This window comes from Clostridium ljungdahlii DSM 13528 (assembly GCF_000143685.1).
Lineage (GTDB): Bacteria > Bacillota > Clostridia > Clostridiales > Clostridiaceae > Clostridium_B > Clostridium_B ljungdahlii.
This window is the reverse complement of sequence record NC_014328.1, coordinates 3,828,549-3,845,222: the sequence shown is the minus strand read 5'-3', so window position 1 is coordinate 3,845,222 and position 16,674 is coordinate 3,828,549. Positions and strand designations below refer to the sequence as shown.

Annotated in this window: 12 protein-coding genes; 6 read left to right on the top strand and 6 right to left on the bottom strand. The window is 31.9% G+C overall.

What is annotated here, in order from left to right:
- The first annotated feature begins 10 nt into the window (after positions 1-10).
- Complete coding sequence (locus CLJU_RS17360) at positions 11-1,849, top strand: serine hydrolase (RefSeq protein ID WP_013240147.1); 1,839 nt, start codon at positions 11-13, stop codon at positions 1,847-1,849.
- 220 nt (positions 1,850-2,069) lie between these two features.
- Positions 2,070-2,459 (top strand): carboxymuconolactone decarboxylase family protein, encoded by a 390-nt coding sequence (locus CLJU_RS17355; protein ID WP_013240146.1) that lies wholly within the window; start codon positions 2,070-2,072, stop codon positions 2,457-2,459.
- Between the two features lie 98 nt (positions 2,460-2,557).
- Here the strand turns inward: CLJU_RS17355 and CLJU_RS17350 are convergent, their stop codons facing one another.
- The 5 genes from CLJU_RS17350 to CLJU_RS17330 form a co-directional block, all read right to left on the bottom strand.
- A complete protein-coding gene (locus tag CLJU_RS17350) occupies positions 2,558-3,358 on the bottom strand; it encodes an ABC transporter permease (protein ID WP_023162239.1) in 801 nt (266 codons plus the stop codon).
- Positions 3,355-4,041, bottom strand: a complete 687-nt coding sequence (locus CLJU_RS17345) for a hypothetical protein (protein ID WP_013240144.1) — start codon at positions 4,039-4,041, stop codon at positions 3,355-3,357. The genes CLJU_RS17350 and CLJU_RS17345 overlap by 4 nt, the downstream gene beginning before the upstream one ends.
- A gap of 1 nt (position 4,042) precedes the next feature.
- The gene (locus tag CLJU_RS17340) at positions 4,043-4,753 is read right to left on the bottom strand and encodes an ABC transporter ATP-binding protein (protein ID WP_013240143.1); all 711 of its coding nucleotides are present in this window, start codon (positions 4,751-4,753) and stop codon (positions 4,043-4,045) included.
- Positions 4,754-4,932: 179 nt separating this feature from the next.
- On the bottom strand, positions 4,933-6,282 hold the full coding sequence (locus CLJU_RS17335) for a sensor histidine kinase (protein WP_013240142.1): 1,350 nt from the start codon (positions 6,280-6,282) through the stop codon (positions 4,933-4,935).
- On the bottom strand, positions 6,279-6,998 hold the full coding sequence (locus CLJU_RS17330) for a LytR/AlgR family response regulator transcription factor (RefSeq protein ID WP_013240141.1): 720 nt from the start codon (positions 6,996-6,998) through the stop codon (positions 6,279-6,281). Before CLJU_RS17330 ends, CLJU_RS17335 begins: the two co-directional genes overlap by 4 nt.
- 400 nt (positions 6,999-7,398) lie before the next feature.
- On the opposite strand from CLJU_RS17330, the gene CLJU_RS21465 reads away from it, so the two are divergent.
- The 3 genes from CLJU_RS21465 to CLJU_RS23200 all read left to right on the top strand — a co-directional run bounded on the left by CLJU_RS21465 (position 7,399) and on the right by CLJU_RS23200 (position 15,363).
- Complete coding sequence (locus CLJU_RS21465; protein ID WP_013240140.1) at positions 7,399-13,812, top strand: cell wall-binding repeat-containing protein; 6,414 nt, start codon at positions 7,399-7,401, stop codon at positions 13,810-13,812.
- Positions 13,813-14,250: 438 nt separating this feature from the next.
- Positions 14,251-14,877, top strand: a complete 627-nt coding sequence (locus tag CLJU_RS17320) for a type 1 glutamine amidotransferase family protein (protein WP_013240139.1) — start codon at positions 14,251-14,253, stop codon at positions 14,875-14,877.
- A 357-nt stretch (positions 14,878-15,234) separates the two neighbouring features.
- Positions 15,235-15,363, top strand: coding sequence for a hypothetical protein (locus tag CLJU_RS23200; RefSeq protein ID WP_275935556.1), 129 nt, complete (start codon positions 15,235-15,237; stop codon positions 15,361-15,363).
- Between the two features lie 31 nt (positions 15,364-15,394).
- Here CLJU_RS23200 and CLJU_RS17315 read toward each other — a convergent pair whose 3' ends face one another.
- Positions 15,395-16,174, bottom strand: coding sequence for a site-2 protease family protein (locus CLJU_RS17315; protein ID WP_013240138.1), 780 nt, complete (start codon positions 16,172-16,174; stop codon positions 15,395-15,397).
- Positions 16,175-16,352: 178 nt separating this feature from the next.
- On the opposite strand from CLJU_RS17315, the gene CLJU_RS17310 reads away from it, so the two are divergent.
- Positions 16,353-16,673: a PadR family transcriptional regulator gene (locus tag CLJU_RS17310; RefSeq protein WP_029169907.1), complete on the top strand. Its 321-nt coding sequence runs from the start codon at positions 16,353-16,355 to the stop codon at positions 16,671-16,673.
- The last annotated feature ends 1 nt before the right edge of the window (position 16,674 follow it).

The window sequence follows — 16,674 nt, the reverse complement described above, 5'->3', positions numbered from 1 at the left end:
GGATGTGTGAATGATTAAAAAGTGTATATCAGGTCTTCTTGTATCGCTTACTCTTGTCACTTATTCAGCTGTAACGCCTGTAAGTGCACAAGCAATTGATGGGACCGTAACAGATATAACTGCATCTAAAACTAGTTCGATTGTAGTAAAGATAAATGATAAGACAGTTACATTAGATCAAAAGCCATATGTGAATTCAAATTCAAAAGTTATGATGCCACTTGTTCCAATACTTAAACAAATCAGAAGTGATGCTGTTTTACAGGTTAAAGGTAATAATATTACAATAAAAGGTTCTAATGTAAATGTTACATTTAAAAGTGGAGATGAGAAAGTAACTGCTAATGGTAAGGCTATTACACTGTCCACAATTCCAATAGTAAATTATGGACAAGTTTTTGTACCACTTGAGTTTTTTAGTGAAGCATTTAACCAATTAGTTGATTGGGACAGTACTACTCAGATAGTCAAAATATCTGATATGAAAAAAAATACTGAAGATAGCTTCAATAAGCAATTAGTTTATGCAAATGATAAAATAATTGCTGCAAAGTTGGATGATTATTTAACTGCCTTACAAAAATCAGATAACTTTCATGGAAGTGTTTTAGTTGCTAAAGATGGAAATATACTCTTAAATAGAGGGTATGGTATGGCAAACTTTGAACAAAATATTAAAAATACATCTCAGACTAGATTCTTGATAGGATCAATGACAAAACAATTTACAGCAATGGCAATAATGCAGCTTGAAGAAAAGGGACTCTTAAGTGAACAAGATAAACTTTCAAAGTACGTACCTGATTTTCCGCGTGGAGATGAAATAACTATCTATAATTTACTTACCCATACATCTGGTATTAAAAGTTTAAATGAGATGCCTGGATTTTTGAATATGAAGCCTGAAGACTTACAAAATATAAATACTGCAATTAACTTTTTTAAGAATAAACCTCTTGATTTTAAACCAGGCACTCAATTTGAATATTCTAATTCGGGATATTTATTGCTTGGATATATAGTTGAAAAAGTAAGTGGAATGAATTATGAAAATTATTTAAATAAGAATATATTTAAACCACTAAATATGAATGATACAGGAATTGGCTATATAGGAAAAGAAAAAATGTATAATTCAAGTGGATATCAAGGATATTTGGATGTAACACCAATAAGTGATGAAATTATAGTTGATGGTGTACACGGAGCAGGCAATTTATATTCTACTACAGAAGATTTATATAGGTGGAATATGGCACTTGATACAGAAAAACTTGTAAGCAAGAAAACTATGGACAAAATATTTTCAAAGTATGTTGAAATGGCAAAAGGAAGTGGCATCTACTATGGATATGGCTGGATGATAGCTGATGGAGATAATGGTCATGAAGTTTTTCATGATGGAAATGTACTTGGATTTACAAGCAATATAGCAAGGTATACAGATAAAGGCTTAAGTATAATCATACTTACAAATTCAGGATACTATACGATAAATCCACTTACATATGCTCTTTCAAATATAGCACTTGGAAAAAATAACTATAGTATGCCTAAAGCAAAGAATGTTATAAAACTTGATGATAGTATATTAAATAAATATGTAGGTAAATATAAATCTACGGATATGGGAAATATTTCAATAACAAATAAAGGGGGACACCTTTATTATTCAGCAGATGGAACAAATCAAAAATACGAGCTTTTTGCTGAATCTCAAGATAAATTCTTTATGAGAATTTTATATGGAGATACTACATTTGATAAAAATTCAGATGGACAAATCACAGGTATTACCATTAACATGCCTGGTTATGGAATGCAGTATCATGGTGATAAAATTAATTAAAAATTAAACTTAACAAAAATAAAGTAATATAGTATTTTGCATTAGTAAGGCTGTTGATAAAATATTTTGTCAGCAGCTTTTTGAATTTTAGATTTTCATATGTCTGCGTATAAGTTGATTTTTAAGTTAGAAAATCCTATATTTAAAATAGCTTTTATACTATAATGAAAATGTAGAATAAAGGAAAAAATAATATATTATGAAAATGGGGGAATTAATTGTGAAAGATTTAGAAAGTATACTTGATTATTATAAGAATGAATTAAAATGGGATCCGCCTTTTGCTAAAGCTCTATCTAAGTATTGCCCTGATGGATTAAAAGGTTATTTAACCATGCGTGAATCGGTTCAAGAAGGACATTTACCTAAAAAAACAAGAGAATTAATTTTTGCTATATTGGATAGTTTAGATGATGAAGTAAGTGGTGCAAAGTCACATGCCGTTGCTGCCATAGAAGCAGGATTGACTATGGAAGAATTAGTAGAAGCATTTGTGATTGTAACTATTGTTAAAGGTATTAATGTTTTATGTAAAGCAGGCGTGGAGGCAATAAACGCAGCAGAGAAAAGGTTTGAAGAAATAAACTCCATAAAGGAAGATGAAAAATAGGACAAGTACCACAAAAGCACTTTAAACCATGTAAGTATAATGGATTAAAGTACTTTTTTAGTATAAACTCTGAAGATTGAAAGATAATTAGAAAAGTTTTAGACAAATTCTTTATTTTTGAATAGTTTTCTTCCTATGAAATAAGCACCTAGCAAATATATAATAGATACTCCATTTACAATCAGCAAAGATATTAGCGATATATTGTTAGCTCTAAACTTCTCCATAAGACCAAGTACTCCTATGGGAGAAAAATTACTTGTGATTGTAAGTCTGTCTGAAACAGTTAAAAATATGGAACTTACAATGCCTATAGCTATACTGATTGTCGTGTTTTTAAAAAACAAAGATATTATTCCTATGATTAATCCAAATGAAGCAACTGGAATTATTGCAGATAAATAAATTAATACAATTTTTTCTAAACCATCAAAACTCAATTTAAAAACAAAGGCACTTATGGTAAATCCCAATATCAATGTCAAAATAACTACTAGTGCTGAATAAAAGATAATAATAAGTACTTTAGATTTAAATACATCAACGTGGTCTTTAGTTAATCTTGCAAAGTATTTCATATTTCCACTAAAAAAATCTTCACCAAAGATTCCAACTGAAAATACAGTCATGAAAAATGCGAAGTAGGGTACGACTGTTCTAAATATAAATTCTGTCCTGAATTGTTTTAAAAAAATTACACTGTTCATATTTAAAATGTCCATTTTAAGCTGATTGCTGTATTTACGTGTTATAGGTGTATTATTTATTATATGTCCTTTATCTAAATTTATAAGATAACATATTGCTGCAATCATGAATATCAAGAATCCTATAAGTATATATAAATTTTTAGAATGCAGCATTTTGATGATTTCATTCTTAAAAAGTTTGAGTATCAATGTATCAGCTCCTTTTTGTTGAATAACTTAAAGTTTAAAATTACAAGAACTACAATGTATATTAAAAATAATATTATAGAAAATTTATCAGTTTGATTTTTTAAAAGGCATTCCCATAAGAATCTTCGTGGAGTTATATTTCCAATTGCTTTGGGAATAAAGTCCGACATTACAATTAAAAGAAATACGAGTAATGATATTATAGTGCTGTTTTTAGATAGTATAGAAATTAAAACATATATAAATAGTACTGGCATTAGCGCAGTTAAAAACAACAATCCCATTTTTATATTTAAAAGTAAATTAATATGTACTGAATCTTTGAAAATATAGATTACATTTAAAATAGCAAATGTAAAAATTATCATAATGCCTGTTATTAAAATAAGAGAAACTATTTTGCATAAAAGTACTTTTGCTTTGCCTTTATAAATTACAACAAATTTCATGCAGCCAGATTCATAATCACTTGTAATCATATCGGAAGCTATTGGTGCTAAAATTATGGGAAGCATAAATATAAGTGAAGACATATCACTATAAAGCAAGCTGTGAAAAGTAACTATTCCTGCGGTTTTATCTGCAAATATTACATCATTTAATAAAATGAATATAAATATGATACCTCCATATATTGATATTTTTAAAGGAGTAAAAAATTTTATGAATTCATTTTTAATCATATTAAAGTCCTACTGCTTTCATAAAATAATCTTCTAAAGAGTTACTACTATTAAGCAGATTTTTCATAGAATCTTCAATAATTATTCTGCCTTTATTTATCATTGCAACTCTATTACATATATTTTGTACTTCATTTAAAATGTGAGAACAGTATATGAAAGTTGTATCATTTTCCCTAGCTAATTTGTTAATTAAATTTCTCATATCTCTTACTCCTTCCGGGTCAAGGCCATTAGTTGGTTCATCTAATATTACAATTTTGGGCTTTGATAAAAATGCTCTTGCCACTGCAAGCCTCTGCTTCATTCCCATAGAATAATTGCTTACTTTTTTATCTTTATCATCCATTAATTTTACTAATTCCAAAACCTCATAAACTCTTTCTTTGCTTAGATTCAGGACATTTGCATAGAGCATTAAATTTTTATATCCAGATAAGTTGTTGTAAAAGCTTGGATAGTCTATCATAGCTCCTATATCTGAAGGATTGTTTTCTCCATTTTTAAATACATTTTTGCCATCTATGAAGACTTCACCACTTGAAGGTTTTAGTAAACGTAAAATAGTTTTTATAGTTGTTGTTTTTCCAGCTCCATTTGGACCTATAAAACCATAGATGTCTCCTTTGAATACCTTTATATTGATGTTGTCAATTACTTTTTTATTTTTATAATATTTACTTAAATTTTTTACTTCTAAAATTGGTTCCATTTTTTATCCTTTCTTAAAAGATTAATTTTTAGTTTGCAAACCTAAACATCCATTACATATTAACAGGTATTAGTGCATATTTTATGTATTAGTCCAAAGAGGATGTCCTGAATTCATAAATAGCAGAAGCTGATACGGTTAAGATTAAAAAATTTACGTTAAAGAAAAAGACACCCTAGTTAGGATGTCCCATGTATATTCTTAATCCATAATTCCTGTATAAACATATTGTCCTCAACGGATGTATTTATAAATACATTATTGTATTTTGTATCTATAGTATCTTTTAAGATATATAAGCCAAGGCCTCTTCCATCTCCTTTAGTTGAAAAACCTTTTTCATATATTTTGTGTATCACTGGTTTTGTATTCCCAAAGTTATTGTGAACTGCTATAACTACATAATCCTTTTTTACACAAATGCAGAAATATAGCTTAGGCAAATCACATTTCATAGATGCTTCTATTGCATTATCCAAAAGTATTCCAAGTATCCTGCATAAATCCATTATGTTCATATATATTTGAGATATATCTTCTACTATTTCTACTTTTATATTTATTCTTGAGGATAATGCTTTTATTAGTTTTGTAGAAATCAGGGCCTTTAAAGGCAGTATCTTAATATGTTTTAACTTATCTATATTTGTGTTATTCCACTTTATATCTTTGTCTATGTTGAGTACATTATCATAAAAGAAATCCTTGAGATCATTGACATTAGAAGTATCTATATATTCCTTAAGAGGAATAAGCATATTTATGTAATCATGCTTGAATTTTCTCGTTTCACTGTACATTTCTTCAACTACATGTGCATATTCTTCTATTCTATATTTTTCTTCAATTTCTCTTTTTAAATCAATTTCAATTTTTAAACTCTTGTCATAATTATAAATTATTATAAGTATGAGTATTATTGAAATAAGAGGAATTCCAAGAGGAAGATAGCATTCAGTTATAAAATATATTCCAAAATAATTTACTGAATCTACCAGAGGATAAATAAAGAATATACTTAAAGCTATAGGAATACTTATAGTTAGAATCATTCTATATCTTATTTGCTGTAGTGAAGTTTTTCTTGATTTTCTAAGTTTACATGGAATATGCTTTTTAATTATATATATTAAAAGTGTAAAAAATAGAATAATTATGAGTTCAACAATGTAATTTTTAAAAGATATTGTTTTATAAACATCTAATTTTAAAATTCCATTATACATGATGTTAATAAAGTATATTGTAAAAATGGTTATGAGTATTTCTATAGTACTTTTGATGTCTTTACTATTTTTTAATAAAAATATTATTAGTATTGTAAAGATAGGGAGTATTATGGTATATGAACCAGTTTGAAGCACCATTCCAATTATAAAAGATATGACAAAGTACTTTTTCATTACATTTAAGGTAACTTTATCTTTAAATAATATGTATATTGAAATACAACATAATAAACTAATTTGCAGTGAAGAGAAGATCACGTCTGTAAAAAGCTTACTTATAGGGAATTTTTTGATAATCATTTTATAAGGCCTCTCTTGTATCTAAAAGAAACAAAACATTCTTCTCCATTTACCATAATGATTTTGTTATTTTTCAGATCTATTTCATCAATCTTGTTTTTATTTACAATATAGGACTTATGGCACCTGTAAAAGTTTGAAGTTAGTTTTTGCTCCATATCTTTAAGATTTCCATAAAACTCTATTTGTCTATTTTCCTCATGTACCCTTATCTTATGGGGGGTACTGCTTGTCTCAATAAATAGGATATCAGACAGCTTTATATTTATTATTCTAGAATCTTCATTTACTTTAATATATCCTTCACTAAGATTTTCTCTAGTATAAATGTTATAAGCCTTCATAAGACAACTTGTTACCCGTGCTTTAAAATCATCTTCGTCTTTAGCAACATAGTCCATTGCTTCAACTTTGTATTTAAAGACAAGATAGCTCATTTCCATATGGATAGTTGTAAATATTATGAATCCAAAGGGGTCTAAGTCCCTTATCTTTTCACCAAGCTTTATTCCATTCATATTACTTTTTAAATCAACATCCAGAAAGTAAATTCCAGTTGCTGTATGATCTTCTACATACTTTAATAGCTCTATTGGGCTGTCAGTGCAGATGGATATATGCAAATCTAAAGATTCCCTCAAAATAGTGTTTTCAATAATTTGTTTAATTTTATCTCTATAAGATTTATTGTCGTCACAAATAAATATTTCCAGCATACAATACCTCGCTTATTCACAAATGATAATATAATTATATCATTATTTGTGAATTAATTATTGATTGCCTCATTAGGTACTATGGATAGTATCTAGGGGGAAATTTTTTTTGAGATCATTTTTTTATATGATCTGAAAAGTTTAAATTTAGAAATAAATATAATTAGTTTTTATTTAATATCTAGTAAAAATTTTCTGCATTATCAGAATTTCATGATATAATAAATATATGCAAAAAAAGTCGACTTATGATGAAAATATGTACTTTCAATAATAGGGTGGAAAATCAATTAAGCTCTAAGAGGAATTGGTTTTTAATCAACAATTATTTTTACATCATAAAATTGAATTCAAATTTAAATTATAGGTGACTAATAATTTATAGAAAAGAGGTGTTAATATGGACTGTACAAAAAGTACAGTATCTAGACAGCAAAAAATAGATTTTTTTACTTTAATGAGAGTTTTTTTATTTATGTTTAGTGCTATTTTACTAACATTTATATATTATAACCCGGTTAAGGCATCCGTAACCTCTGACATTTATGGTTCGGGAAGTTCTTACTATGGAAGTCCGATGGCAATTACAAAAGCATCAAATGGTGATATGTATTGTGCTTTTGCTGTACAAGGAAATGTAAAAGGCGGTTCTGGTACCATTGACTACAAGATATATAAATATGTTCCATCTACTAATATATGGACAAGTATTGTTAGTTTAAACTCAAAAGTAGGGCTAAACCAAGATAGCGATTATTATGATGGAATTTCTATGCTCATAGATTCATCTGGAATTTTAAATATTGCAGTTGTTGAGAATGGAACAGTTCTCAATACTGACAATCATTTGTATTGCAAATACAATAAAGGTCTATGTTTTGGAAAATACAACACAAATTCAGGAACATGGGATGGATCTTTTAATGCAATTGAAACACAAGCTCTTAGTGATGGGTCACTTTCAGTTACACATTATCAGTATGAATATACTAAAATGCAAATAAATGCTTCTGGTAATATTACTTTAGCATATATAAAAAGAAATAGTAATAATACTTCAGACAGCTATATCGTTGTTAAATCTGGTGCAAATTCAAATAGTACGTGGTCACAAGTTAAAGAATTACCCTTGAATTTATCTTCTGGTGAATCAGTAAGCATAAAGTATCTTGTCAGTGATGCCTTAGGAAAATTTAGCATTATTTATACTATAACAAGAAGCAATGGTAATGATGTATATGCTCTTGCTTATCCATATGATAATCCCAATCAAATACTTGATGGCTCTACAAAAGGATGTGGATATGATATTTATGGTGCGGTTACGAATTCGGCAGGTAATATATACTTAGCGTATACTGATAGTTTAAATGGGGGAAATGGAATCGTTTTCAATACAGGAGATGATGGTGCATGGGTAACATCCCCCATAGAAGCTAAAGATATACTTTCTTGTAATTGTGGAGACCTTGGAGATCTAGTAATTGATGCAAATGATAATATGTATTTTATTTCGGAAGTATATGATCCTGATAGTTGGCAAATAAACGGGCTATACTTTTATGGCATGAAAGCAGGAAGTAGTCAATGGACAAAAGGTAAAATGGATATTGACAGCCTAAATTATCTTAAAGATGCAGCAAATCAATATAGCATTACCATATATCCAATTATACCTCAAACAGATAAATTAATGGTTCATTATTTTGATAACACTAGTTTGAGTTATGGCTTTATTACAGGAGATGTAAATGATTTTTTCCCTAGTTCATCAAGTAATGTAGCAACGGTGACATCAGACAGCTATACAGTAAGTGCAGGAGGAACGGCAGATGAGAGTATAACAAATGTACCATATGGGACAACAAAAGCAGACTTTATAGCAGCACTGACAAAGGGAGAATCTCATGAGAGCTTTGATGAAGCATCACTGCATGACCCAGTGGTAAGTGGAGACAAGCTAGTAGTAACAGCAGAAGATGGAACGACAAAGGTGACGTATACAGTAACAGTAAATCCTGAACCAATTGCTGCAAATGCATCGAATAACACAATAAGTTTGGATGGAGACAGTATAGCTGCTGGAGGAACAGTAATAATAACAGCAGGAGGAGATAGGCAGGAAGAAGCAGGATCAGTAGTTGGTGATGAGAGATATATACCAAGTACGTGGACGTCTACAGAATCAGGTAAAAGTGGAAACTTTGAATTGAGTGATGATATTTATACATCATCATACCAATCAGATACACCTGGAAGCTATACAATAACAGCAAATTATAAAAAGCAGAAATGGAATGGAAGTGCATGGGAAGATATTGCTGGAGCAGTAGACAGCAAGGATGTAACCTTAACAGTAAGTGAAGTAACGGTGACAATAGGAACAGATGACCTGCCGCCAGCAGGAACAGTAGGAGTTCCATATACTCAATACACATTTACAGCAGCTGGGGGAACAGGAAACAAAACTTACTATGTAACAGCAGGAAACCTACCAGCAGGATTGAACCTTTCAGAAGATGGAGTTTTGTCAGGAACTCCAACGGAAGCAGGAACAAAAACATTTACAGTGACGGTAAATGATGATGGAGTGTGTGAGCCATCGGATAGTCATGAATTTACAATTACAGTGAGTCCTGCAAAAAGTACGGTAGCAATAGTGACATCTACAAGCTACACAGTAAGCGCAGGAGGAAAGGCAGATGAGAGTATAACAAATGTACCATATGGGACAACAAAAGCAGACTTCATAGCAGCCATAACTAAGGGAGAATCTCATGAGAGCTTTGATGAAGCATTACTGCATGACACTATAGTAAGTGGAGACAAACTAGTAGTTATGGCAGAAGATGGAACAACAAAGGTAACATACACAATTACAGTGAATCCAGCACCAACTGCTGCAAATGCATCGAATAATACAGTAGACTTAAGTACTAGTAGTATAACAGCAGGTGGAACTATAACCATAACAGCATCAGGAGATAGACAGGAAGTGGCAGGATCAATAGTTGGAGACGAGAGATATATACCAAATACGTGGACATCTACAGAATTAGGAAAAGGTGGTAGCTTTAGTTTTAATGGGACAAGTTATAATGCAAATTATGTAACAGGTACTGTGGGAAGTTATACAATAATTGTAACTTATAAAAAGCAAAGCTGGAATGGAAGCAGCTGGGTAGATAGTTTAGGAATATCAGACAGCAAGAACATAACCTTAACAGTAAGTGGAGTGACGGTGACAATAGGAATAGATGACCTGCCGCCAGCAGGAACAGTAGGAGTTCCGTATACTCAATACACATTTACAGCAGCTGGGGGAACAGGAAACAAAACTTACTATGTAACAGCAGGAAACCTACCAGCAGGATTGAACCTTTCAGAAGATGGAGTTTTGTCAGGAACGCCAACGGAAGCAGGAACAAAAACATTTACAGTGACGGTAAATGATGATGGAGTGTGTGAACCATCAGATAGTCATGAATTTACAATTACAGTGAATCCTGCAAAGAGCACGGTAGCAACGGTAACATCAGACAGTTATACAGTAAGTGCAGGAGATACAGGAGATGAAACAATAACAAACGTACCAAATGGGACAACAAAGGCAGAGTTTATAGCAGCCATAGCTAAGGGAGAATCCCATGAGAGTTTTGACGAAGCATTACTGCATGACACTGTAGTAAGTGGAGATAAGCTAGTAGTGACGGCAGAAGATGGAATAACGAAAGCGACATACACAATTACAGTGAACCCTGCAAAGAGCACAGTAGCAACAGTGACATCCATAAGTTATACAGTAAGTGCAGCAGGTACAGCAGATGAAGGCATAACAAATGTACCATATGGAACAACAAAAGCAGAGTTTATAGCAGCACTTACTAAGGGAGAATCCCATGAGAGTTTTGATGAAGCATCACTGCATGATCTGGTAGCAACTGGAGATAAGATAGTAGTAACAGCAGAGGATGGAACGACAAAGGTGACGTATACAGTAACAGTAAATGCGGCAACAGCACCTGAAGTATTTACTGTAAACCAGCCAACAAGTGCAGATAATGGAGTAAATGATGATGGAAAAAGTAGTGTAACAGTAACCTGGACAGATTCGATAACAGCAGCAGTAGATCACTATGAAATAGTAGCAAAGGTAGGAGCTGCACCAGAAGTTAGTGATACAGTGGCAGGAGAGACAAGTATAGCAAAAGGAATACAGACAGCTGCCTTTGACTGGACAGCAGGGGAAAACTTATATGTAGGAGTGGTAGCAGTAGATGCAAATGGGTTAAAGACACTATGCAGCGGAACAATAGAGAATGTAACGGTAGAAGCAGACGGACATACAGCATCAAAGAGCACTACAGCAACGGTAACATCTACAAGTTACACAGTAAGTGCAGGAGGAACGTCAGATGAAACAATAACAAATGTACCATATGGGACAACAAAAGCAGAGTTTATAGCAGCACTGACAAAGGGAGAATCCCATGAGAGCTTTGATGAAGCATCACTGCATGATCCTGTAGTAAGCGGAGATAAGATAGTAGTAACAGCAGAAGATGGAACAACAAAGGTAACATATACGGTAACAGTGAACCCTGCGAAGAGCACGGTAGCGACAGTGACATCAAACAGCTATACAGTAAGTGCAGGAGGAACAGCAAATGAAACAATAACAAATGTACCTTATGGGACATTAAAAGCAGCATTTCAATTGGCCTTAATAAAAGGAAATGCAAATCAGACTTGGGATGTATCAGCGTTATCAGACACTGTAGTAAGTGGAGACAAGATAGTAGTAACAGCGGAGGATGGAACAACGAAGGTGACATATACGGTAACAGTGAATCCTGCGAAGAGCACGGTAGCAACAGTAACATCAGGCAGTTACACAGTAAGTGCAGGAGGAACAGGAGATGAAACAATAACAAATGTGCCGTATGGGACAACAAAAGCAGAGTTTATAGCAGCACTGACAAAGGGAGAATACCATGAAAACTTTGACGAAGCATTATTGCATGATCCTGTAGTAAGTGGAGATAAGATAGTAGTGACAGCAGAAGATGGAACAACGAAGGTGACATATACGGTAACTGTAAATGCTATAGTACCACCAGACCCAACACCTGTAGAAACAACAGGTAGTGTAGTAGATGACTCTGGCAAACCTGTTCAGGGAATAAAAGCACAAGTAACTACAGAAACAGATGGAACTAAAACTGTGGCAGTAAAGTCTCAGGATGCTATAGTATTAAGGACACCAGATGGTACAGTATCACCTTTAGCGGATATTTCAGGGTTAAGTTTTTCAACAACAGGAAATACTAATGTTACATTGTCATCGGATGGAACTATTAAAGTTAAAGATTTAGCAAATGGTACACAATCAAAAATAAATGTAACGCTTGATGTTGGCAATGGTCAGAAGATTATTATTGGAACGATTGATGTAAAAGTTTCTGAAAGTGGAGCTGTAAGTATAACTAGTACGCTAATTGACCCTTATGGAATAATAACGGATTCAGTTACAGGAAAGATAATTGATGGAGCAAACTTAACGCTTTATTATGCAAATACAGATAGAAACAAGGCAAATGGGAAAACTCCAGATACAGCAGTATCGCTTCCAATTATAGATGATTTTAAGCCAAATAAAAATAAAAATCCACAAGTGAGTGATGCTAGTGGGGCGTATGGCTTTATGGTATTCCCTAATACGGATTACTATATAACAGTAGATAAAGAAGGATATGACAAATATACAAGTCCTACCATTTCTGTAGGACAGGAAATTGTGAAATTTGATGTCAAAATGAATAAATCGGTATCTTCTTCAAGTGGAGGATCAGGCGGCAGTGGAGGTTCATCATCAACACCAGCTAATGTACAATTAGAGAGAATATCAGGACAAAGCAGGGTTGATACAGCTATAGCAATTGCTAAAGCAGCTTATAAGGATAAAGTTTCAAATGTAATACTTGCATCGTCAGGTGATTATCCGGATGCGTTAGCAGGAAGTGTACTGGCACATAAGCTAAAGGCACCAATACTACTTGTTGGAAACAGCATGGAGGATAGAGAAAAAGTATTAGCTTATTTGAAGGAAAACATGGATCAAGCAGGAAATATATATATTCTTGGAGGAAATTGTGCAGTAGATCCAGATGTAGAAGAAAAATTGGAGGCGGATGGCTTTAAGAATATCCAGAGATTAGGTGGTAAGGACAGATATGAAACGAATGCAAAAATTAATGATATGCTAGCAGTAAAAGAAAGGACACCAGTAATTATTGTATCAGGAGAAAATTATCCAGATGCAATATCAGTAAGTAGTGCAGCAGCGGCAAATCAGTACCCTATATTATTGGTGAAAAAAAATGAAATATCTGATTACGTAAGAAAAAAGATTTCAGATATAAAACCAGATAAGATATATATTATAGGGCTGCAAGGAGCTGTAAGTGATACAGTAGAAAATCAAGTTGTCCAAACTGCAGGTATAGATAAGTCAAAGGTAGTGAGAATAGGTGGAACAGATAGATTTCAAACTTCTCTTAATGTTGCGAAGTATTTTAGTTCGAATGCAGATATAGTATGTGCAGCATCAGGTAATAATTTTCCAGATGCGTTAGCAGGAAGCACTTATGCAGCAAATAGCAATGCACCAATATTGTTAATTAATACTAGCTTAAGTAATGAAGAAAATTTATTTTTGCAAAGCTTAAAGCTAAAAGAAGTAACTATTTTTGGTGGAACAGGAGCAGTAAGCAAGGACGTTGAAAATGATTTATCAAAGATAACTGGCAAGTAACAAGAAAATAAATTTAGAAAGATGACATACAGGTGTCATCTTTCTTTTTATATAATGTTTAAGAAAGGATGTGCTTAATAATGTTAGTATTAGTTTATATATTATGAAGAAAAAGAACTGTCCACATTGATTCCCTTTAACAAACAAAGGGTGTTAAAGATACTAACTTAAATATGAGAAAAATATGTCTTGGCAATGAGATACATTACATTTATTTATAAATGATACTATTAAAAATCTAGGAAAGTGGGGCGTATTATGCCAAAAAATGATAATATGCTAGCAATTTTATGGATGCTGAATTTCTTAAAGATTTGATGGCCCATTATCTTCACTGACCGAATTTGTCAGTGAAGATAATATATAATAGATCGAGATGGAGTTTGAGACCATACTGTAACAAATAGCAACAATAAAATGAATGTGGAGGAATATAAAATGAAGAATACAGTATATCTTTATGTATTTGATACAATGGCAGACTGGGAAATAGGTTATTTGAGCACTGAAATCAATTCGGGAAGGTACTACAAAAAGGGATTAATGCCGCTAAAAGTAGTAACTGTAGGAATTACCAAGACCCCTATTACTACAATGGGAGGTCTGAAAATATTGCCAGAAATTGAACTTAAGGAGTGTAGTGTTAAAGATGCTGCTGCTTTGATTCTACCTGGTGGGAATACATGGACAGAAGCAATTCATTCTCCCATTATAAGAATGGCTGAAAAATATTTAGAGAAAGGTATTGTTGTAGGGGCAATTTGTGGTGCTACAATAGGACTTGCTATGGGGGGAGTATTGAATAAGCGAGCTCATACAAGCAATGACTTGGGGTATCTTAAAATGGTCTGCCCAAGCTATGATGGAGAAAAGTATTATAAGCAGGAATGTGTAGTAACTGATGGAAGTTTGATTACTGCTTCTGGAATAGCTCCCCTTGAATTTGCTTTGCATATATTGAAAATTCTAGATGTGTTCTTACCGCAAACCCTAGATTCCTGGTACAATCTTTATAAAACCCAAGAGTCAAAATATTTCTTTGAGTTGATGAGCTCAATTCAATAAAATGGCTTAAAGATGGTAAGATAGCTACTTTTCACCACTTTCCACTTTAGCGTGGGTTTTGTCGGAAGTGTTGGCAACACCCTTCTAAGGAATCAAGAGTATTTCATTGTTTATGATTATAATACTCCGATAATCAGCTATGGTGCCGAAGGAAGAATCCATTAACCTTTGGAACTGCTTGGAGGAGAAGATGCAATGACTAAAGTTAATAAGTATAATTATTAGTACGCATTCTTCATATTATGTGACTTAAAAGTAAACTATGATGAACTAAAATTGGTAATCGTATAGGGGGAATAGTATGTTTATAAAGGAGATAGTAATTATATTGATAAACAAGCAGTAAGTAATTCCAACGTGATTACTGCAAATGGCACAGCAGCATTAGAATTTGCTAAAGAAATTATGCTATATTTAAAGATTAAACCTGCAGATGAAATTAATAAATGGTATGAGTTTCATAAACATGGAATGTATCAAAAGTAAATTACACTTGAGAAAAGTAGTATAATTATGATTATTTATACCTGGAGATATTTTTAAATATACATTTATAATCAAAGGCGTTATAAATGTATATTGCACTTCCAGCTAAAGATAATACCAATAGGCTATATATGATTATAAAAATTATTTTACTATGTTTGTCCACTTTATAATAAGAATCTGTTTTATACTTAATGGTAAAATTATACGTTTGATAAGCACCTGCTGCCATAATAAAAAGTAATATTACCTTACTTTTTAAATTATTTACTGATATAAATAGATATATTAAAAATGGAAATCCAATATAACATAGAATAGGAGATATTGATTCAACTATATGTCCGCCATCAAGAGGCTTTACAGGTATTAAATTACTCAAATTTATTGTTATTGCAGTGAAACTCAATGCTAAAAAGGTATAGTCTCCTGTAATATAATAAATTATATAGCAAATAAGACCAAGTATCCCTCCCAATAATGGTCCTCCCAGTGTAATAAGTGCATTTTCTTTGCAATTCTTAGGATCTTCATGAGTTATATATGCTCCAATAGGGGTGAACCCTCCAAAAGTGACATTCAGTTTCAAAAACTTTGCTGTAATGTAATGGCCCAGTTCATGGACAATAAGAATAGATAGATATCCTACTGCATATTTAAAATTTATAGCAAATCCTAATATTAAAACTGTGAAAGAAATTATTAAAGTATTGAATAACATTTTTCTAACATCTAGCTTCTTATTTAAATTCTTTTTTCCTATTATTTGTAGCTCCTTATATAATTTAAATGGAACAAACATTAAAAACATGTTGCTATATCCACTTAAATTATAGTCTCGTATTGATTTATTTTATTTTTTTTTTACTTTATTATATTATATAATTCTACAAAAATGTTTAAAAATTAGATAAAATATTATTGACATATATATCGGGAGATGATATATTAGTATATATCGTATGACGATATAACGGAGGATGATAGATTTGGACAATAGTACACCTTTAACAGAGGCTTCATTTTATATTTTATTGGCGACACAAAAACCAAACCATGGATATGGAATTATTCAAGATGTGAGCAAAATGACAGATGGAAGGGTAACGTTGGGGCCAGGGACTTTATATGGTGCTATTAATTCAATGCTTAAAAAAGGATGGATTAGTTTATATAGTGAGGATACAAAATCAAGAAAAAAAAAGGAATATCTCCTTACAGATATGGGGACAGAAGTATTAAAAAAAGAAGTCAATAGGCTGGAAGAACTTATAAACAACGCTAAAAGATGGATGATTAGGGGGGTATAAA

Excerpts from the sequence above, each read along its gene's own strand:
- CLJU_RS17340 (WP_013240143.1), bottom strand. The coding sequence starts at position 4,753 with ATGGAACCAATTTTAGAAGTAAAAAATTTAAGTAAATATTATAAAAAT.
- CLJU_RS17345 (WP_013240144.1), bottom strand. The coding sequence starts at position 4,041 with ATGATTAAAAATGAATTCATAAAATTTTTTACTCCTTTAAAAATATCA.
- CLJU_RS21465 (WP_013240140.1), top strand. The coding sequence starts at position 7,399 with ATGGACTGTACAAAAAGTACAGTATCTAGACAGCAAAAAATAGATTTT.
- CLJU_RS17360 (WP_013240147.1), top strand. The coding sequence starts at position 11 with ATGATTAAAAAGTGTATATCAGGTCTTCTTGTATCGCTTACTCTTGTC.
- CLJU_RS17315 (WP_013240138.1), bottom strand. The coding sequence starts at position 16,174 with ATGTTTTTAATGTTTGTTCCATTTAAATTATATAAGGAGCTACAAATA.
- CLJU_RS17320 (WP_013240139.1), top strand. The coding sequence starts at position 14,251 with ATGAAGAATACAGTATATCTTTATGTATTTGATACAATGGCAGACTGG.
- CLJU_RS17335 (WP_013240142.1), bottom strand. The coding sequence starts at position 6,282 with ATGATTATCAAAAAATTCCCTATAAGTAAGCTTTTTACAGACGTGATC.
- CLJU_RS17330 (WP_013240141.1), bottom strand. The coding sequence starts at position 6,998 with ATGCTGGAAATATTTATTTGTGACGACAATAAATCTTATAGAGATAAA.